This is a genomic window from Pseudomonas sp. CFBP 8772, assembly GCF_014841665.1.
In the GTDB taxonomy this organism is placed as follows: domain Bacteria; phylum Pseudomonadota; class Gammaproteobacteria; order Pseudomonadales; family Pseudomonadaceae; genus Aquipseudomonas; species Aquipseudomonas graminis_B.
Genome location: NZ_JACYUI010000001.1, coordinates 94,000 through 113,966 on the forward strand (window position 1 = coordinate 94,000; position 19,967 = coordinate 113,966).

Genomic DNA, 19,967 nt, shown 5'->3' on the forward strand with positions numbered 1-19,967 from the left:
GCGCAGGTAAGAAAGCAGGTACGCCAGGCACGACGGGCGCGACACGTACTACGGATCAGAAGGACACGAACTGATGCGCATTGTTTTGACGCTGCTGCTGTTGCTTGCAGCGCCGCTGGCGTTCGGCGCCGATCCGTTGTCGATCCCTGCCATCACGCTGGGTACCGGCGCCAACGGCCAGCAGGAATATTCGGTCAGCCTGCAGATCCTGCTGATCATGACCGCGCTGAGCTTCATCCCGGCGTTCGTCATGCTGATGACCAGCTTCACGCGGATCATCATCGTCTTCTCGATCCTGCGGCAGGCCCTCGGCCTGCAACAGACGCCGTCCAACCAGATCCTCACCGGCATGGCGCTGTTCCTGACCATGTTTATCATGGCGCCGGTGTTCGACCGGGTAAACAACGATGCCCTGCAGCCGTACCTGGCGGAAAAACTCACCGCCCAGGACGCCGTGGCCAAGGCCGAAGTGCCGATCAAGGATTTCATGCTGGCGCAGACCCGCTCCAGCGACCTTGAACTGTTCATGCGCCTGTCCAAGCGCACCGACATCGCGACCCCTGATGCGGCGCCGCTGACGATTCTGGTGCCGGCGTTCGTCACCTCGGAATTGAAAACCGCGTTCCAGATCGGCTTCATGATCTTCATCCCGTTCCTGATCATCGATCTGGTGGTGGCGAGCATCCTGATGGCGATGGGCATGATGATGCTGTCGCCGCTGATCATTTCCCTGCCGTTCAAAATCATGCTGTTCGTGCTGGTGGATGGCTGGGCGCTGATCATCGGCACCCTGGCCGGCAGCTTTGGTGGTGTATGAATTCGTCTGACGTGGAGTGCGCAGCATGACCCCGGAAGTAGCTGTCGACCTGTTTCGCGAAGCGCTGTGGCTGACCACGACCATGGTCGCCATCCTGGTGGTGCCGAGCCTGATCGTCGGCCTGATCGTCTCGATGTTCCAGGCCGCGACGCAGATCAACGAACAGACCTTGAGCTTTCTGCCACGCCTGTTGGTCATGCTGGTCACGCTGATCGTGGTCGGCCCGTGGATGGTGCGCACCTTCATGGAGTACATCACCAATCTGTACACCAGCATTCCCCAAGTGATCGGCTGACCCCTCGATGGAACCTGTGCTGGCGTTGACCGACACCCAGATCAGCACCTGGGTGGCGGCGTTCATGCTGCCGCTGTTTCGCATCGGCGCGCTGCTGATGACCATGCCGATCATCGGCACCACGCTGGTGCCCAAGCGGGTTCGGCTGTATTTCGCGCTGGCGATCACGGTCGTTGTCGCGCCGAGCCTGCCGCCCATGCCCGCCGTGCACGCCCTCGACCTCAGTGGGCTGCTGCTGATCGCGCAGCAGATCCTCATCGGCGCCGGCATGGGCCTGTCGCTGCAGCTGTTTTTCCAGGCATTCGTCATCGCCGGGCAGATCATCGGGATTCAGATGGGCATGGGCTTCGCGTCCATGGTCGACCCGGTGAACGGCGTGTCGGTGGCGACCATCGGGCAGTTCCTCACCATGCTCGTGACCCTGTTGTTCCTGGCCATGAATGCCCACCTGGTGGTGTTCGAAATCCTCATCGAGAGCTTCACCACCTTGCCGGTGGGGCAGGGCATCAGTACCTCGGACATCTGGCTGCTGGTGATGCGTCTGGGCTGGGTGCTCGGCGCGGCACTGGTGCTGGTGCTGCCGGCCATCGCGGCGCTGTTGGTGGTGAACATCGCCATGGGCGTGATGACCCGCGCGGCGCCACAGCTGAACATCTTCTCGATCGGTTTTCCGCTGACGCTGGTGCTGGGCATGGTGATTCTGTGGATCACCCTCGGCGACATTCTCAATCAATACCAACCGCTGGCGGTCGACGCCCTGCAGTTGCTCAGAGACCTGGTCAAGGCGCGCTGACATGGCCGAAAGCGAGAGTGGTCAGGACAAAACAGAAGACCCCACGGACAAACGCAAACGCGACGCCCGGGAGAAGGGCGAGATCGCCCGCTCCAAGGAGCTGAACACGGTTGTGGTGATGATTGTGGGCGCGGCGGGGCTGCTGGCGTTCGGCGGCTCCATGGCGGAAATGATGATGCAGCTGATGCGCGACAATTTCACCATCACCCGCGAGGCGATTCTCGACGAGCGCAGCATGGCGATCATGCTGATGGCTTCGGGCAAAGCCGCGTTGCTGTCGGTGCAGCCGATTCTGCTGGCGTTGACCGTGGCGGCGTTCGTCGGCCCCATTTCCCTCGGCGGCTGGCTGTTTGCCGCCGGCTCCCTGGCACCCAAGTTCAGCCGCATGAACCCGGCCGCCGGCATCAAGCGGATGTTCTCGCCCAAGGCGCTGATTGAGCTGTTGAAGTCGTTTGCGAAGTTTTTGATTGTGCTGGCGGTGGCGCTGGTGGTGCTGATGAAGGACAAGGCCGACCTGGTGTCCATCTCCAAGGAGCCAGTGGAGATGGCGGTGGTGCACAGTTTGCAGTTGGTGGGCTGGAGCACGCTGTGGATGGCGATGGGCCTGTTGATCATCGCGGCGATCGATGTGCCGGTGCAGTTGTGGGAGTCGCACAAGAAGCTGCTGATGACCAAGCAGGAGGTGCGCGATGAGCACAAGGACAGTGAGGGGCGGCCGGAGGTCAAGCAGCGGATTCGTCAGTTGCAGCGGGATATGTCGCAGCGGCGGATGATGGCGGCGATTCCGGAGGCGGATGTGATTATCACGAACCCGACGCATTATGCGGTGGCGCTCAAATATGACGCTGAGCGGGGCGGGGCGCCGATTCTGTTGGCCAAGGGCAGTGATTTCATGGCGCTGAAGATTCGGGAGATTGCGGCGCAGCATGAGATTTTGTTGTTGCAGTCGCCGGCGCTGGCGCGGTCGATTTATTACAGCACGGAGTTGGATCAGGAGATTCCGGCGGGGTTGTATCTGGCGGTGGCGCAGGTGTTGGCGTATGTGTATCAGATTCGGCAGTATCGGGCGGGGCGTGGCAAGCGGCCTGATCCGTTGAGGGATAATTTGCCGATTCCGCCGGATTTGAGGCGTGATTCGTAAAGGGGACTACCGTAAAGGGGACTGATTTATTTACAGCGCTTCACCGTAAATTAATCTGTCCCCGATTGCGCGGGGCGGCGGGGAGAGGTCTGCCTAACGGCAGACATTTCGCCTTCGGCGAGTTACTTGGAAAGGCACCCCAAGTAACCAAGGGTGCTTGCTCCTGGTTGGGCCCTTCGTTCCTCAGGGTTCCTTCACTCCGGTCTCGCTCCGTGGGCCCGCGCCGAACGGACATCCATGTCCTGACGGCGCTCTCGCCGCATCCCTGCGGCTCGGCCCACTGCGCGAGACCTGCGTTCAGCCTGCACCCAAGTCGCGATTGGCGGTGACTGAACCTTTTGTGTATGAAGATCAAAAGCACATCACAAGCTTCCCGGCTGAAGCCGGTCCTACAGTCATCGCCAATCCCGCTGATTGCACGCTCTGCTTTTTAGTCGGACCGGCTTTAGCCGGGAAGGGGCCGGTCGGGGCGCTGGCGATTTTGCTGACCAGACGCCCTCCCTGTGGGAGCGAGCTTGCTCGCGAATGCTGCATTTCAAACACCAGAAATTCGGTGGATGTACCAACCCCTTCGTGAGCAAGCTCACTCCCACAAGTCCTTGGCGACTGATCTGCCCTCGATCTGCTCTTGATCTCCGTACTTAAGGGTCGCTCGCGTAGTCGGGGGATTACAGCCCCAACAAAAACCGTCTAGAGTGACCGCAGTCCCTTTCAAGGCCTCTCCACTTGACCATTCGACCGAATGCAGCGCATTTCACTGACGCTCAATCCAGCGCCGAGGCTTTGAATGTTCTGATGCAGGCGTGCGGCAGGGGCAATCGGTTGGCGTTCGAGGCGATGTATCACGCGACATCGGCAAAACTGTTCGGCATCTGCCTGCACTATGCCGGCAATCGGGCCGAGGCCGAAGAGGTGCTTCAGGAGGTGTACATCATGGCGTGGCTGAAGGCCTCTCGCTTCGATCCGCAACTCGCCAGCGCCATGACCTGGCTTGGGACGATGGCGCGCAACAAGGCGATTGACCGGCGCAGGGCCCATCGCCCTCACGACCCACTTGAAACCATTCCGGAATCGTCCACCCACGACGCAATCCCGGAGGCCCTTGAGCGCGAACAACAAGGCAGTCAACTGGACCGCTGTCTAGACACCCTCGAAGAAGCCCAGCAACGCTACATTCGCGTCGCGTTCTTTGAGGGCTGCTCTTACGCCGAGCTGGCCGAGCGCCACGGCATTGCGCTGGGAACAATGAAAAGCTGGATTCGTCGCGGGCTGCTTCGACTGCGCTTGTGCCTTGGCCTATGAACGAGCATCCCGTGCCCCCTGACGAAACCCCGGACTTGCTGATCGCGGAGTACGTGCTTGGCGTGCTCGGCCGCGAAGGGCGTGAGCGGGTGGAGGCGATGATTGCGCTGGACCCGCGCCATGAGCGCACAATGGCGAAATGGCAGGCGCATTTCGCCGAGTGGCTCAGCCAGTTGCCGGCATCCAGTCCTCCCATTGGCGCCTGGCGCGCGATTGAGCAGCAGCTGTTTGGGAGTGCCAGTCGTCCGCCGTCACGGGCGTCGGGCTGGTGGAACAACCTCGGGCTCTGGCGTTGGACGACAGCCGCGCTGGCTGCCGGGTTGCTGGCATCGGTACTGACCCTTCAGCAACCTGTCTCCGGACCTCAACCCACACCGGGCCCGGCACTGCTGGCGCGTCTGGATCAGAGCGACGGCAATACGCTGTTTGCCGCCGCGATCAACCCCGACCGGCGAGGCGTGCTATTCGTCAGCACGGGCCACGCCGACTGGCCTGGCAAAAGTGCTGAGGCCTGGGTAATCGCCTCCGATGGCAAGCCTCGGTCGCTGGGCGTGCTGCCGGCCAATGCCTCCGCGACATTGAGCGTGCCGCCGCAACTGGCAGACCTGCTCGCCAGTGGCGCGGTGCTCGCCGTCACCCTGGAGCCGTTGAACGGGTCACCGAGCGGGCTGCCAACCGGACCGGTCGTCGCCCAGGGAAAAATATCTTCACTGTGATGCATCCGTTTTGGCACCGGCTTCGTATCTCTCTCACCTTCATCCGAAGGACCTGAAAATCTGGGAGAACTACCATGTTGACCCTTGCCAAACGCGTTGCCGCTGCCTCCTTTGCCGCTCTCTGCCTCGCTGCATCGCCCGTCTTTGCTGCCGACACCGTCATGGTCGGTGGCGCCGCCATGTACCCGAGCAAGACCATCGTCGAAAATGCGGTCAACTCCAAGGACCACACGACCCTGGTGACGGCGGTCAAAGCTGCAGGTCTTGTAGACACCCTCAACAGCAAAGGCCCGTTCACCGTCTTCGCCCCCACCAATGAAGCCTTTGCCAAACTGCCCGCAGGCGCGGTGGAGACGCTGGTCAAACCTGAGAACAAAGCGGACCTGACCAAAATTCTGACGTACCACGTTGTCGCCGGTACCCACACCGCCAAACAATTGATGGCGGACGCCAAAATGAACGGCGGCAAGGTGGTGCTGAAAACCGTACAAGGCGAATCCCTCACCGTCATGCCCCATGACGGCAAGCTGTGGGTGATGGACGCCAAAGGCGGGAAAAGCGCGGTCAGCATCGCTGACGTGATGCAGTCCAACGGCGTCATTCACGTGGTCGACTCGGTGCTGATGCCGTAGCCGCTGAACTGATCGTTGCAGTACCCGGCGGACTCTCGTTCCGTCCGCCGGGTCCATGGTCTGGCCTTGCGACGGGCGCCATGTTGATCGACTCAATGCCCTTTTGCTCATTCCTCCGTACTCCCGCTGATCCCCGCGCAGATTTTTTTTCAAATCCCTGCATCCAGTTCGTTCTCCCCCGGGTAGTACAAGAAGTAGCGATGGCTGCTGACCTGTTTATCTAATGGAGAGATGGCATGAACGCTAAAAAATTACTGGGTTCGTTCGGTGTTTCATTGGCAGCCACTTGCCTGCTGGCCACGGCGCCGGCGGCGTACGCACAGATGGCGTTGCCGGACGCGGTGAAGGTTCCGGACGGTCACAAGATCGCCATGGAGACCGTGGGGGTGGGCGAGATCACCTACGAATGCCGCGACAAGCCCAACGCCGCTGGGCAGACCGAATGGACGTTCGTAGGCCCGAAAGCGGTGTTGAATGATCGCAGCGGCAAGCAGGTCGGCACGTACTTCGGGCCACCGGCGACCTGGCAGGCCGCTGACGGTTCGAAGATCACCGGTACGCAACTCGCTGTCGCCCCCGCCGGCACGGGCGACATTCCGTATCAGTTGGTGAAGGCGAACCCTGCAGAAGGCAAGGGTGCGATGAGCAACGTCAGTTACATCCAGCGAGTGGCGACCAAAGGAGGTGTCGCGCCGAAGATGGAGTGCTCGATGGCGACCAAGGGCAAGCAAGAAATCGTGAAATACCAGGCGGACTATATTTTCTGGGCTGCCAAGTAGACCAACGTCCCACGTCAGGCAGCGTCGCTGGCGCACAAAGTCATCTACGCTGCACCGACGCAACCCCGGCCTCTGGGTCGGGGTATTTCTTTTCGTTGGCGGTTGAGCATTTTGTCCTTACCTGAAGACTGTTTTGACTACGAAGCCTGTCTGGCGGCCTGCGCCCGAGGTGAGCAGCAGGCCTTGCACGACCTCTACACCCAGGAGAGCGCACGCCTGCTCGGCGTCGCCATGCGGATCGTCCGCAGCGACGCGCTGGCCGAGGACATCGTGCACGACGCCTTTATCAAAATCTGGACCCGCGCGGGCAGTTACGATCCGGCGCGAGGCGCGGCCCGTGGCTGGATCTTCAGCGTGACCCGGCACCTGGCGCTGAACTTCATGCGTGATAGCGCGCACATTGTTCAGGTCAGCGAGCAAAGCGAAAGCGCGGTGCTGGCGGAGGGTGTACTGGACGTCGCCACCGAAGCCGACACCTTCGAATACCGTGCTCGCTCGGGACGTATCTATGGGTGCCTTGAACAACTGGAACCGGCGCGTCGCAACTGCATTCTTCATGCGTACGTCGACGGCTATTCGCATTCGGAGATCTCGCAGAAAGTGGGCGCGCCGCTGGGCACGGTGAAAGCCTGGATCAAACGCAGTCTGGTGGCATTGCGGGAGTGCATGGGATGACAGGCTACCCGTCGAAAGACAGCGCCAATGAACTGGACGCACTGGCCAGCGAGTACGTGTTAGGCACACTGCCGGCCGAGCAACGACTCGACGTACAAAACCGCCTCGCCACGGACGCCGATTTGCGCGCAGCGGTGGACGCGTGGGAAGGGCGCCTGCTGGCCTTGACCGAACTCGCCGAACCCCACACCCCAAGTCCACGGCTGTGGGGGCGGATCGAGCGCAGCATGATCAGCCACGAACGCCGGGCCCCCGACGTAGCGCCTCCCGTGAAACCGCATTCATGGTGGGATCTTCTGCCGTTGTGGCGCGGACTTGCCGGCGCCGGTCTTTTTGCCACCCTGCTGCTGGCCACAATGCTGGTGACCCGCACAGCACCGGTAAACCCCACGACGTACCTCGTCGTGCTCGTCGCCCCACAGAACCTGGCCCCCGGCTGGGTCATCCAGGCCAACAACCCTGAAGAAATCCAGCTGATACCCCTGGGCGCCACCCCAGTCCCGACCGACAAAGCCCTCCAGTTCTGGACCAAGGCCGACGGCTGGCAGGGCCCCGTGTCCCTGGGCCTGGTCAAACCCGGCCAGACCCTCTCCGTCTCCGTAAACAAACTGCCGCCCCTGCAACCCAACCAACTCTTCGAACTCACCCTCGAAAACCCCAACGGCTCCCCGACCGGCAAGCCCACCGGGCCGATTCAATTCATCGGGCGGGCAGTGAAAGTGATCTAGCGCTTGGTGGGGACAAGCGCTTGGCGGGGACAGATTAATTTACGGTGAAGCGCTGTAAATAAATCAGTCCCCTCGAGCCGCCCTCGAGGCGATCAGCCGTGGGTGCGGGACGCCAGGCTTGCGGTGTCCCACCTGACGCCTTCCCGGCTAAAGCCGGTCCCACAAAAAGCAGCGCGTGCATTCAGTGAAATTGGTGGTGGTCACACAGGCCTATTCCCGGCTAAAGCCGGTCCTACCAAGCGTAAGCGCGCTTCTGATCTTCATGCACAAAAAGTCCAGACACCACCCATCGCGACTTGGGTGCAGGCTGAACGCAGGTCTCGCGGAGTGGGCCGAGCCGCATGGATGCGGCGAGAGCCGCCCCCCGCCATGGATGGCGGATGGCGGCGGGCCCACGGAGCGGGACCGGAGTGAAGGAACCCCGACGAAGGAGGGGCCCAACCAGGAGCAAGCACCTTTGGTTACTTGGGGTGCTTTTCCAAGTAACTCGCCGAAGGCGAAATGTCTGCCGTTAGGCAGATGCTTTTGATCTTGACTCATCCGGCACCCGACGGAAATCGCGGATCTGAATACTGGCACTCTGATATTTTCAACCCACTGTCAAATGTTGGACCCCTTCTTGCAATAACCCCGATACAACGCTTCGGCGTCAAAAGATTGATTTAACGCGCAGGTGCCCATCGGTGGAACGCTCACAACTCATCTCCCACGCCAGAACCGGATTGATCGGCCTGGGCCGTGGACAACTTGGCGTACCGCTACTGCTCCTCGTCATGCTCGCCATGATGATGCTGCCCATGCCGCCGTTCCTCCTGGACGTCTTCTTCACCTTCAACATCGCCCTGTCCATCGTCGTCCTGCTCGTCTGTATCTACGCCCTGCGGCCCCTCGACTTCTCCGTATTCCCGACCATCCTCCTCGTCGCCACCCTGCTGCGACTGGCCCTCAACGTCGCCTCCACCCGCGTCGTCATGCTCCACGGCCAGGACGGCCACGCCGCCGCCGGTAAAGTCATCCAGGCGTTCGGTGAAGTCGTCATCGGCGGCAACTACGTCGTCGGTATCGTCGTCTTCGCCATCCTCATGATCATCAACTTCGTCGTCGTCACCAAAGGTGCCGGGCGCATCTCCGAAGTGAGCGCGCGCTTCACCCTCGACGCCATGCCCGGCAAACAGATGGCCATCGACGCCGACCTGAACGCCGGCCTCATCGACCAGCCCGAAGCCAAACGCCGTCGCCTCGAAGTCGCCCAGGAAGCCGAGTTCTACGGCTCCATGGACGGTGCCAGCAAATTCGTCCGCGGTGACGCCATCGCCGGCCTGCTCATCCTCTTCATCAACCTCATCGGCGGCATGCTGGTGGGCATCCTGCAACACGGCATGACCTTCGGCGACGCCGGCAAGGTCTACGCGCTGCTGACCATCGGTGACGGTTTGGTGGCGCAATTGCCATCACTGCTGCTGTCCACCGCGGCCGCGATCATGGTGACCCGTGCGTCCGGTTCGGAAGAAATGGGCAAGCTGGTGGGCCGCCAGATGTTCGCCTCCCACAAGGCACTCGCGGTTTCCGCCGGGATCATGATCGTCATGGGCCTGGTTCCGGGCATGCCGCACTTCTCCTTCATCAGCCTCGGCCTGGTCGCCGCAGGCGGCGCGTACCTGCTGTGGAAGAAAGAGAACCAGGTCAAGCTCGCGGCGGTGCAGGAGGTCAAGCGTCAACAAGAGCTGCTGCCATCGCCGACCCGCGCGCAGGAATCCAAGGAGCTGGGCTGGGACGACGTCACCCCGATCGACATGATCGGCCTGGAAGTCGGTTACCGCCTGATTCCGCTGGTGGACCGCAACCAGGGAGGGCAACTGCTGGCGCGGATCAAGGGCGTGCGCAAGAAGCTCTCCCAGGAGCTGGGCTTCCTCATGCCGACCGTGCACATTCGCGACAACCTCGACCTGGCGCCCAGCGCCTATCGCCTGACGCTCATGGGCGTGACCCTGGCCGAAGCCGAGATCTACCCCGACCGCGAACTGGCCATCAACCCCGGCCAGGTATTTGGCAGCCTCAACGGCATCACTGCCAAAGACCCGGCGTTTGGCCTGGAGGCCGTGTGGATCGAAATCAGCCAGCGCGCCCAGGCGCAATCCCTCGGTTACACCGTGGTGGACGCCAGTACCGTGGTGGCGACCCACTTGAACCAGATTCTCTACAAGCACTCTCATGAACTGATCGGCCACGAGGAAGTCCAGCAATTGATGACCCTGCTGGCCAAGGGATCGCCAAAACTGGCGGAAGAGCTGGTCCCGGGTGTGCTGTCGCTGTCGGCCCTGCTGAAGGTGCTGCAGGCGCTGCTCGCCGAACAGGTACCGGTTCGCGACATCCGCTCCATCGCCGAGGCTATCGCCAACAACGCTGCGCGTAGTCAAGATACCGCCGCGCTGGTGGCTGCAGTACGGGTCGGATTGTCCCGCGCAATCGTCCAAAGCATTGTCGGCATTGAGCCGGAGCTGCCTGTGATCACCCTTGAACCAAGGTTGGAACAGATATTGCTAAATAGTCTGCAGAAGGCAGGTCAGGGTCAGGAAGAAGGCGTTCTCCTCGAACCGAGCATGGCTGAGAAACTTCAGCGCTCGTTGATCGAAGCGGCGCAGCGTCAGGAGATGCAGGGGCAGCCGGTTATTTTGTTGGTCGCAGGTCCGGTTCGCGCCATGTTGTCCCGCTTTGGACGGTTGGCTGTACCGAATATGCATGTTTTGGCTTACCAGGAAATTCCTGACAATAAGCAAGTCACCATCGTAGCGACTGTCGGGCCTAACGGCTGAGGTAGTGAGTCATGCAAGTTAAGCGTTTTTTCGCCGCCGATATGCGACAAGCCATGAAACTGGTTCGCGATGAGCTGGGCGCTGAAGCCGCCATCATCGGGAACCGGCGGATCGCCGGCGGCGTGGAACTGACCGCGGCCCTGGACTACAAGTTGTCTGCGCTGGCCCCCCGTGTGCCGAACATCGAACTCGAAGAAGAGCTGCGCAAGACTCAGTCGCGCATCGTCACCGCTCAGGCGGAGCTGACCCACCGCAGCGAGCTGGACACTGTCGCCAATCGCCAGTTGTTCGTCGGTCTGGCGATGGATGACAGCAAGCAGATCGAACCGACCCTGGAAGAACCGTTTCGCCCGTCGGTCCACGCCGCTGTTGCCGCCGAGCGTGCCGAACGCAACGCCGAGCCTGCCGTCGGCGACCGTGCCTACGAAGCGATGCGCTCCGAATTGAACGGCCTGCGCGAACTGCTGGAAGTCCAGCTGGGCTCGCTGGCCTGGAACCAGCTGCAAGGCAGCCGTCCGCAGCAGGCCAACCTGTGGCGCCGTCTGCAGCGTGTCGGCCTCTCCGGCCCACTGTCCCGCGATCTGTTGGCGATGGTCCCGGAATCCGGTGATCAGGCTCACACCTGGCGCATGCTGCTGGCCCATCTGGCCCGCATGATTGCCACGCCGGACATCGAGCCGCTGGAAGAGGGCGGTGTGATTGCCATGGTCGGCCCTGCCGGCATGGGTAAAACCACCACGCTGGCTAAACTGGCGGCCCGATATGTGTTGAAATACGGCGCGCAAAATATCGCGCTGGTGAGCATGGACAGTTTCCGCATTGGCGCTCAGGAACAGCTTAAAACCCTGGGCCGGATCCTCAATGTACCGGTCACCCACGTCGACCCGGGCCAGTCCCTGGCACAGGCGCTGGAGCCGCTGTTGCGCAAGCGCGTGGTGTTGATCGACACCGCCGGCCTGCAAGCCAGCGATCCGGCACTGCGTCTGCAACTGGAAACCCTCGCCGGCCGTGGCATCAAGGCGCGCAACTACCTGGTGCTGGCAACAACCAGCCAGAAGCAGGTGCTGTCAGCGGCTTATCACAGTTACAAACGTTGCGGCCTGGCCGGGTGCATCCTGACCAAGCTCGACGAAACGGCCAGCCTCGGCGAAGTGCTCAGCCTGGCCGTGACACACGAACTGCCTGTGGCCTATCTCACGGATGGCCCACGGATACCGGATGATCTGCATTTGCCGCGTCGGCACCAATTGGTGAGCCGGGCTGTGAGTGTGCAGATGCAGGAGGAGCCTAGCGAGGAAGCGATGGCGGATATGTTTGCGGATCTTTATCACAGCACCGGCAAGCGTGCGGGCTAGGTAGAGAAATGACAGTGGAATTTTCCTGCATCGATGGTCTGCCAGGCATTGTTCAGGCACTGAACGTGCAGCCCGACATGTGGCTTAGGTCTAAGCAAGACAAGGTAAACAATTAACATGGGCAGCATGCATCCCGTACAGGTTATCGCGGTGACCGGTGGCAAAGGTGGCGTAGGCAAGACCAACGTTTCAGTGAATCTTTCACTGGCGCTGGCCGAGCTGGGACGTCGCGTCATGCTGCTGGACGCCGATCTGGGTCTGGCCAACGTCGACGTATTGTTGGGTCTGACCCCCAAGCGCACCCTGGCTGATGTCATCGAAGGGCGGTGCGAGCTGCGCGATGTCCTGCTGCAGGGCCCGGGCGGCGTACGCATCGTGCCGGCGGCATCGGGCACCCAGAGCATGGTCCACCTGACCCCGGCGCAGCATGCCGGGCTGATTCAGGCTTTCAGTGACATCGGCGACAACCTCGATGTGCTGGTCATTGATACGGCCGCCGGCATCGGCGAGTCGGTCGTGAGCTTTGTCCGCGCCGCCCAGGAAGTGCTGCTGGTGGTGTGCGACGAGCCCACGTCGATCACCGACGCCTACGCCCTGATCAAACTGCTCAACCGCGATTACGGCATGAACCGCTTCCGCGTCCTGGCCAACATGGCCCAGAGCCCGCAGGAAGGGCGCAACCTCTTCGCCAAGCTGACGAAAGTCACCGACCGTTTTCTCGACGTGGCCCTGCAGTATGTAGGCGCCGTGCCGTACGACGAATGCGTACGCAAGGCCGTGCAGAAACAGCGCGCCGTGTACGAAGCGTTTCCGCGTTCCAAATGTGCCCTGGCGTTCAAGGCCATCGCGCAGAAAGTCGACACCTGGCCGCTGCCGGCGAACCCGCGCGGTCACCTGGAATTTTTCGTAGAACGCCTCGTGCATCACACCAGCGCAGGGCCCGTCTCATGACAGCAAGTGGCTATCGCATGTACAGCAAATCGTCCAAAGACTCCCAGTATGAGCTGATCGAGCGTTATGCACCGCTGGTCAAACGAATCGCCTACCACTTGCTGGCGCGTCTGCCGGCCAGTGTGCAGGTCGAGGATTTGATTCAGGCGGGCATGATTGGCTTGCTCGAAGTCTCGACCAAATACGACTCCACCAAAGGGGCCAGTTTCGAGACGTACGCGGGTATTCGTATCCGTGGCGCGATGCTCGACGAAGTGCGCAAGGGGGACTGGGCACCGCGCTCGGTCCACCGCAACACGCGCATGGTCAGCGACGCGATTCGTGCAATCGAAGCAAAAACCGGCCGTGACGCTAAAGATCACGAGGTTGCTGCCGAACTTGAATTGAGTCTCGACGATTACTACGGGATTTTGAACGATACCCTGGGCAGCCGCCTGTTCAGTTTCGACGACCTGTTGCAGGACGGCGAACACGAAGGGCTGCACGAGGACGGCGCGAGCCAGTCCCTCGAACCGTCGCGGGATCTGGAAGACGAGCGCTTCCAGGCCGCGCTGGCCGAGGCGATCGCCAACTTGCCCGAACGTGAACGCCTGGTCTTGTCGCTGTACTACGACGAAGAGCTGAACCTCAAGGAAATCGGTGAGGTCCTGGGGGTCAGCGAATCGCGTGTCAGCCAGCTGCACAGTCAATGCGCGGCGCGGCTGCGCGGTCGTCTTGGCGAGTGGCGCGCACGTTCGTGAATCAGGCGCAGGCCATGAGGCCTGCGTGTTTTGCTTGTAAGACCGGCTGTGCAAGACGTGAGCGGGAAGCAAAAGAGACACGGCAGGAGTCGGTCGAACCGGGTCGTAGATGATCCGGTTTCGCTGCGCTCGTTCCGGTCGATTGAAACCCCTTTTCATGTTCGGCACAGACGGTATTGATTGGACGCGCGTTCAGGTGCTGAACGCGTTAAAGACTGCTTGGAGGTCGAATTGGACAAGAACATGAAAATCCTCATCGTTGATGACTTCTCAACGATGCGGCGGATCATAAAAAACCTGTTGCGTGACCTTGGGTTCACCAACACGGCCGAAGCAGATGACGGACTCACCGCATTGCCCATGCTGCAAAGCGGCGCTTTTGACTTCCTCGTCACTGACTGGAACATGCCGGGCATGTCCGGCATCGACCTGTTGCGTCAGGTGCGTGCCGACGAGCGTCTGCGCAGTCTGCCGGTGCTGATGGTGACTGCCGAAGCCAAGCGCGAGCAGATCATCGAAGCCGCTCAGGCCGGTGTGAACGGCTACGTGGTGAAGCCGTTCACCGCGCAAGTGCTCAAAGAAAAAATCGAAAAAATATTTGAGCGCGTCAATAGCTGATGTCCGCTGCGAGGGCGCTATGGATTCCAAAGATTCGACAATGGGTGACTTTGAGTCAACCCTGAAGAAACACGCACAAGAGCTGGTCGCGAGCCTTGAAAAAGGCAAGTTCGGCGACGCCGTGCAACTGATCCATGAGCTTAACCAGACCCGCGACCGCGGCCTGTATCAGGAAGTCGGCAAACTGACGCGCGAGCTGCACAGCGCGATCGTCAACTTCCAGATCGACCCGAACATGCCCCAGGCCGAGGAGGTCTCCCAGATCACCGACGCCACCGAGCGGCTGTCGTACGTGGTCAGGCTGACCGAAAACGCGGCCAACCGGACCATGGACCTGGTGGAGCAGAGCACGCCGTTGATGCACGGGCTCAGTGACGACGCCAAGGCGTTGAGCGCCGATTGGGGACGCTTCATGCGCCGCGAAATCAGCGCCGAAGAGTTCCGTGATCTGGCCCGCCGCGTCGATGTGTTCCTGACCCGCAGCGAGAAAGAGACCACCGAAGTCTCCGCGCACCTGAACGACATTCTGCTCGCTCAGGATTACCAGGACCTCACCGGTCAGGTGATCAAGCGCGTGACCACGCTGGTCACCGAAGTCGAGCGCAATCTGCTCAAGCTGGTGCTCATGGCGAGCCAGGTGGACCGCTTCGCGGGCATCGAGCACGACCAGGAAATGTTCCGTCAGCAAAAAGAACAAGAAAAACTTCACTCCAAGGGTGAAGGTCCGCAGATTCATGCCGATAAACGTGAAGACGTTGTATCCGGACAGGATGATGTTGACGATCTGCTATCCAGCCTCGGATTCTGATTCGGTCATTCTGTCTCGGTCTTCAGGTTTTCTGTGAAAGTGGCTGCTGGACCCGCGCGCCAATGCTTCGACGAAAGCAATGCGCGCAGGCCGTCAGTGCAGCCTCCGGATCGGTTTGACGGTTAATTTTAGGAGCACCCCCCAATGAGCTTCGGCGCCGATGAAGAAATCCTTCAGGATTTTCTGGTAGAGGCCGGCGAGATTCTCGAGCTGTTGTCAGAGCAGTTGGTCGAGCTGGAAAGCCGGCCGGACGATGCGGACCTGCTCAATGCAATTTTTCGCGGTTTTCACACTGTAAAAGGGGGCGCCGGCTTCCTCCAGCTCAACGAGCTGGTTGAATGCTGTCACATCGCCGAGAACGTGTTCGACATCCTGCGCAAGGGTGAACGCCGCGTCGACTCGGAGCTCATGGACGTGGTCCTTGAAGCACTCGACACCGTCAACAGCATGTTCGGTCAAGTGCGCGAGCGCTCCAGCGTTACCCCCGCCACACCTGAATTGCTGGCCGCGCTGGCTCGCCTGGCCGAGCCTGCTTCGCAAGAGGAAGTGGCTGCAGCCCCGGTGGTCGAAGAGCCGGTGGCTGAAGCGCCGTCCGAAGACATCACCGACCTTGAATTCGAACAGCTTCTGGATTCGCTGAACGCCGTCAAGGCGCAAGCGGCGGGCGGTCCTGCACCGGTTGCCTCTGCCCCTGCGGCAGCCGCACCTGTCGCGGCAGCACCGGCGGCAGCGGCTCCCGCTGCACCGGCCGGCGCTGCGGCCAGCGATGAAATCACCGACGCTGAATTCGAATCACTCCTCGATCAGTTGCATGGCAAAGGCCAGTTCGCCGTCGATGCCGTGCAACCGCCGGCGGCCGTGACGCCGTCTGCCGCACCGGCCAGTGACGAAATCACTGACGACGAATTTGAGTCGCTGCTGGATCAGTTGCATGGCAAAGGCTCGTTCTCGCCGGATGCCGTTGGTACTGCTGCTCCTGACGCCGCGGCTCATGCTGCTCCTGCTGCCGCTGCGCCTGCCGCGCCGGTTGCACCTGCGGCCCCGTCGAAAGCGGCGGCCTCGGACGAAATCACCGACAACGAATTCGAAGACCTGCTGGACCAGTTGCACGGCAAAGGCAAGTTCGAACCTGCGGTGGCCGCCGCGGCACCGGCCAACAAGCCTGAGCCCGTCGCAAAAGCCGAACCTGCCAAACCGACGCCTGCTGCGGCGGCACCGGCCAAAGCGACGCCTGCCTCTGCGCCTGCTCCGGCGCGTGCTGCTGCTCCGGCGGCCAGCGAAAAACCGCCGGCTGAAGCCGAAACCACCGTGCGCGTCGACACCGCGCGGCTGGACGAAATCATGAACATGGTCGGTGAACTGGTGCTGGTGCGTAACCGCCTGGTGCGCCTGGGCGCCAACAGCGCCGATGAAGCCATGTCCAAGGCCGTGTCCAATCTGGACGTGGTGACTGCTGACCTGCAGACCGCGGTCATGAAGACCCGCATGCAGCCGATCAAGAAAGTGTTCGGTCGCTTCCCGCGACTGGTTCGCGATCTGGCGCGTCAGTTGAAGAAAGAAATCAGCCTTGAACTGGTGGGTGAAGAAACCGACCTGGACAAAAACCTCGTCGAAGCCCTGGCCGACCCGCTGGTCCACTTGGTGCGCAACGCGGTCGACCACGGTATCGAGTCGCCTGAAGAGCGCGAGGCGTCGGGCAAGGCCCGGAACGGTCGTGTGATTCTCTCGGCCGAACAGGAAGGCGATCACATCCTGCTGTCGATTTCCGATGACGGCAAAGGCATGGACCCTGCGGTCCTGCGTGCGATCGCGGTCAAGCGTGGCGTGATGGACAAGGACGCAGCGGATCGCCTCAGCGACACCGACTGCTACAACCTGATCTTCGCACCGGGCTTCTCGACCAAGACCGAGATTTCCGATGTGTCCGGGCGTGGCGTGGGCATGGACGTGGTGAAAACCAAGATCTCCCAGCTCAACGGCTCGATCAACATCCATTCGACCAAGGGCCTGGGCTCGAAGATCGTCATCAAGGTCCCGCTGACCCTGGCGATCATGCCGACGCTGATGGTCATGCTGGGCAATCAGGCCTTCGCGTTCCCGCTGGTCAACGTCAACGAGATCTTCCACCTGGACCTGTCGACCACCAACGTCGTCGACGGTCAGGAGGTGGTCATCGTCCGCGACAAGGCGCTGCCACTGTTCTACCTCAAGCGCTGGCTGGTCAGTTCGGCGGCTCACGAGGAGCAGCGCGAAGGTCACGTGGTGATCCTGTCGGTCGGCACGCAACGCATCGGCTTCGTGGTGGATCAGTTGGTCGGCCAGGAAGAAGTGGTCATCAAGCCGCTGGGCAAGATGCTGCAAGGTACGCCGGGCATGTCGGGCGCCACCATCACCGGTGACGGTCGCATCGCACTGATTCTCGATGTCCCGAGCATGCTCAAGCGCTACGCGGCACGACGGATTGGTTAGGCAGGATCGGCTTAAGCAGGCGGCTTTCGATGTTCTGTAGGACCGGCTTCAGCCGGGAAGAGGGCAGGGTGAACTCCCTCGATTTTGTGGTGTGAAACCCGACGCCTTCTTGTGTAGGACCGGCTTCAGCCGGGAAAGGGCCGGTATGGACACTCTGGATTGCGCGGTGTGACATCCGACGCGTTCCCGGCTGAAGCCGGTCCTACTAAGGGAAAGGGCCGGTATGGACACCATGGATTTTGCGGTGTGACATCTCACGCTTTCCCGGCTAAAGCCGGTCCTACAAATAGACCCGGTCCTGTTTTAAGCGCGAAAACCGGTCTCACTGGCCTGTCCCGTATCGCCAATGTGACCCAAGCTACGTGATTCAGGGCGCGCCGACCCTCAGGGGTGGCGCGCGCTCTTTGGAGTGTTTATGGCAGTCAAGGTTCTCGTCGTGGACGACTCGGGTTTTTTCCGACGTCGTGTTTCGGAAATTCTCTCTTCAGATCCCACGATTCAGGTGGTCGGTACCGCCACCAATGGCAAGGAAGCCATTGAACAAGCCCTGGCCCTCAAGCCTGACGTGATCACCATGGACTACGAAATGCCGATGATGGATGGCATTACCGCGGTCCGTCACATCATGCAGCGCTGCCCGACCCCGGTGTTGATGTTCTCCTCCCTGACCCACGAAGGCGCCCGAGTCACCCTCGATGCGCTGGACGCTGGCGCCGTGGATTTCCTGCCGAAAAACTTCGAAGACATCTCGCGCAACCCAGAGAAGGTCAAACAGATGCTGTGCGAGAAAGTACACAGCATTTCCCGCAGCAACCGTCGTTTCGGTGGTTACACCAGCACGCCTGCCGCAACGCCGGCAGCGGTACCTTCCGCCTCAACGCCGGCACCGCGCAGCACGTCTGCCGCACCGAGCCCGTCACGTTCGGCGCCAGCCCCTGCGCCTGCACGTACAGCCGCGCCAGCGCCGCAGCATCATGCACCGGCGTCCCATCACCACGCGCCGACGTCGGCTGCGCCCAAGCGCAAAGCCTACAAACTGGTCGCGATCGGCACGTCCACCGGTGGCCCGGTGGCCTTGCAGCGGGTGCTGACCCAACTGCCGGCCAACTTCCCGGCGCCCATCGTGCTGATCCAGCACATGCCGGCCGCGTTCACCAAAGCCTTCGCCGAGCGCCTCGACAAGCTCTGCCGCATCAGCGTCAAGGAAGCCGAGGACGGCGACCTCCTGCGTCCCGGTCTGGCACTGCTGGCCCCGGGTGGCAAACAGATGATGGTCGACGGTCGCGGCGCGGTGAAAATCCTGCCGGGCGACGAGCGCCTGAACTACAAGCCGTGCGTCGACATCACCTTCGGCTCGGCGGCGAAGTCCTACAGTGACAAAGTCCTCGCCGTCGTCCTCACCGGGATGGGCGCTGACGGCCGTGAAGGCGCCCGTCTGCTCAAGCAGAGCGGCAGCCAGATCTGGGCGCAGGACGAAGCCAGCTGCGTGATCTACGGCATGCCCATGGCGATCGTCAAAGCCGAACTGGCCGACGCCGTTTACAGCCTCGACGACATCGGGCGCCACCTGGTGGAGGCCTGCAGCTGATGGATGTCTTGACGCTGATAGGGATCATCCTGGCGTTCGTCGCGATCATTGGCGGCAACTTCCTGGAAGGCGGGCATCTGGGCGCCTTGCTCAACGGCCCGGCCGCGCTGATCGTGCTTGGCGGTACGCTGGCGGCCTGCCTGGTGCAGACGCCCATGAGCGCGTTCAAACGGGCGATGCAGATCTTCATCTGGATTCTGTTTCCGCCACGCATCGACCTGGCCGGCGGCATTGATCGCGTCGTGTCCTGGAGCCTCACTGCGCGCAAAGAGGGCCTGCTGGGCCTCGAAGCCGTGGCGGACTCTGAGCCCGATGCCTATTCACGCAAAGGCCTGCAACTGCTGGTCGACGGCGCTGAACCGGCGGCCATTCGCGGCATTCTGGAAGTGGACTTCATCACCCAGGAAAGCCGCGACATTCAGGCCGCGAAGGTCTACGAAAGCATGGGCGGCTATGCGCCCACGATAGGCATCATCGGCGCCGTCATGGGCCTGATCCATGTGATGGGCAACCTGGCCGACCCCAATCAACTGGGCAGCGGTATCGCTGTCGCGTTTATTGCCACCATTTATGGCGTAGCGTCCGCAAACCTGTTTCTTCTGCCAGTAGCGAACAAGCTCAAGGCCGTGGCGATCCGCCAGTCGCGCTACCGCGAAATGCTCCTCGAAGGCCTGCTCTCGATTGCCGAAGGCGAGAACCCGCGCTCGATCGAACTGAAGCTGCAAGGCTTCATGGAGTGATGGACTG

The 19,967-nt window shown here is 61.5% G+C and carries 19 protein-coding genes; all 19 read left to right on the forward strand.

Features of this window, described 5'->3' with window-relative positions:
- Positions 1-73: 73 nt before the first annotated feature.
- Positions 74-817, forward strand: a complete 744-nt coding sequence (gene fliP / locus IFT99_RS00405) for a flagellar type III secretion system pore protein FliP (protein ID WP_074892974.1) — start codon at positions 74-76, stop codon at positions 815-817.
- A 25-nt stretch (positions 818-842) separates the two neighbouring features.
- Positions 843-1,112 carry a flagellar biosynthesis protein FliQ gene (gene fliQ / locus IFT99_RS00410; RefSeq protein ID WP_065987304.1) on the forward strand — a complete coding sequence of 90 codons (270 nt, stop codon included), beginning with the start codon at positions 843-845 and terminating at the stop codon, positions 1,110-1,112.
- 7 nt (positions 1,113-1,119) lie between these two features.
- Positions 1,120-1,905: a flagellar biosynthetic protein FliR gene (gene fliR / locus IFT99_RS00415; protein WP_065987305.1), complete on the forward strand. Its 786-nt coding sequence runs from the start codon at positions 1,120-1,122 to the stop codon at positions 1,903-1,905.
- Position 1,906: 1 nt separating this feature from the next.
- Positions 1,907-3,046 (forward strand): flagellar biosynthesis protein FlhB, encoded by a 1,140-nt coding sequence (gene flhB, locus IFT99_RS00420; protein ID WP_065987306.1) that lies wholly within the window; start codon positions 1,907-1,909, stop codon positions 3,044-3,046.
- A 726-nt stretch (positions 3,047-3,772) separates the two neighbouring features.
- Positions 3,773-4,348 carry a sigma-70 family RNA polymerase sigma factor gene (locus IFT99_RS00425; RefSeq protein WP_197985812.1) on the forward strand — a complete coding sequence of 192 codons (576 nt, stop codon included), beginning with the start codon at positions 3,773-3,775 and terminating at the stop codon, positions 4,346-4,348.
- 11 nt (positions 4,349-4,359) lie between these two features.
- A complete protein-coding gene (locus IFT99_RS00430; protein ID WP_192130036.1) occupies positions 4,360-5,064 on the forward strand; it encodes an anti-sigma factor domain-containing protein in 705 nt (234 codons plus the stop codon).
- Between the two features lie 74 nt (positions 5,065-5,138).
- Positions 5,139-5,696 (forward strand): fasciclin domain-containing protein, encoded by a 558-nt coding sequence (locus IFT99_RS00435; protein WP_192130037.1) that lies wholly within the window; start codon positions 5,139-5,141, stop codon positions 5,694-5,696.
- 236 nt (positions 5,697-5,932) lie between these two features.
- A complete protein-coding gene (locus IFT99_RS00440; RefSeq protein ID WP_065987307.1) occupies positions 5,933-6,475 on the forward strand; it encodes a DUF3455 domain-containing protein in 543 nt (180 codons plus the stop codon).
- Between the two features lie 111 nt (positions 6,476-6,586).
- A complete protein-coding gene (locus IFT99_RS00445; protein ID WP_192130038.1) occupies positions 6,587-7,150 on the forward strand; it encodes a sigma-70 family RNA polymerase sigma factor in 564 nt (187 codons plus the stop codon).
- Positions 7,147-7,878, forward strand: a complete 732-nt coding sequence (locus IFT99_RS00450) for an anti-sigma factor (RefSeq protein WP_192130039.1) — start codon at positions 7,147-7,149, stop codon at positions 7,876-7,878. The genes IFT99_RS00445 and IFT99_RS00450 overlap by 4 nt, the downstream gene beginning before the upstream one ends.
- A 683-nt stretch (positions 7,879-8,561) precedes the next feature.
- Entirely contained in the window at positions 8,562-10,691 is a 2,130-nt protein-coding gene (flhA, locus tag IFT99_RS00455) for a flagellar biosynthesis protein FlhA (RefSeq protein ID WP_065987309.1), read from the forward strand.
- 11 nt (positions 10,692-10,702) lie between these two features.
- Positions 10,703-12,046, forward strand: a complete 1,344-nt coding sequence (flhF, locus tag IFT99_RS00460; RefSeq protein ID WP_065987310.1) for a flagellar biosynthesis protein FlhF — start codon at positions 10,703-10,705, stop codon at positions 12,044-12,046.
- A gap of 117 nt (positions 12,047-12,163) precedes the next feature.
- A complete protein-coding gene (gene fleN, locus IFT99_RS00465; RefSeq protein ID WP_037011520.1) occupies positions 12,164-12,997 on the forward strand; it encodes a flagellar synthesis regulator FleN in 834 nt (277 codons plus the stop codon).
- On the forward strand, positions 12,994-13,737 hold the full coding sequence (gene fliA / locus IFT99_RS00470; RefSeq protein ID WP_065987311.1) for an RNA polymerase sigma factor FliA: 744 nt from the start codon (positions 12,994-12,996) through the stop codon (positions 13,735-13,737). The genes fleN and fliA overlap by 4 nt, the downstream gene beginning before the upstream one ends.
- A gap of 243 nt (positions 13,738-13,980) precedes the next feature.
- Positions 13,981-14,355 carry a chemotaxis response regulator CheY gene (locus tag IFT99_RS00475; RefSeq protein WP_172612850.1) on the forward strand — a complete coding sequence of 125 codons (375 nt, stop codon included), beginning with the start codon at positions 13,981-13,983 and terminating at the stop codon, positions 14,353-14,355.
- A 19-nt stretch (positions 14,356-14,374) separates the two neighbouring features.
- Positions 14,375-15,163: a protein phosphatase CheZ gene (locus tag IFT99_RS00480; protein ID WP_065987312.1), complete on the forward strand. Its 789-nt coding sequence runs from the start codon at positions 14,375-14,377 to the stop codon at positions 15,161-15,163.
- A 144-nt stretch (positions 15,164-15,307) separates the two neighbouring features.
- The gene (locus tag IFT99_RS00485) at positions 15,308-17,632 is read left to right on the forward strand and encodes a chemotaxis protein CheA (RefSeq protein ID WP_192130040.1); all 2,325 of its coding nucleotides are present in this window, start codon (positions 15,308-15,310) and stop codon (positions 17,630-17,632) included.
- A 415-nt stretch (positions 17,633-18,047) separates the two neighbouring features.
- The gene (locus IFT99_RS00490) at positions 18,048-19,220 is read left to right on the forward strand and encodes a protein-glutamate methylesterase/protein-glutamine glutaminase (protein ID WP_192130041.1); all 1,173 of its coding nucleotides are present in this window, start codon (positions 18,048-18,050) and stop codon (positions 19,218-19,220) included.
- The gene (locus IFT99_RS00495; RefSeq protein WP_065987315.1) at positions 19,220-19,960 is read left to right on the forward strand and encodes a flagellar motor protein; all 741 of its coding nucleotides are present in this window, start codon (positions 19,220-19,222) and stop codon (positions 19,958-19,960) included. The genes IFT99_RS00490 and IFT99_RS00495 overlap by 1 nt, the downstream gene beginning before the upstream one ends.
- The last annotated feature ends 7 nt before the right edge of the window (positions 19,961-19,967 follow it).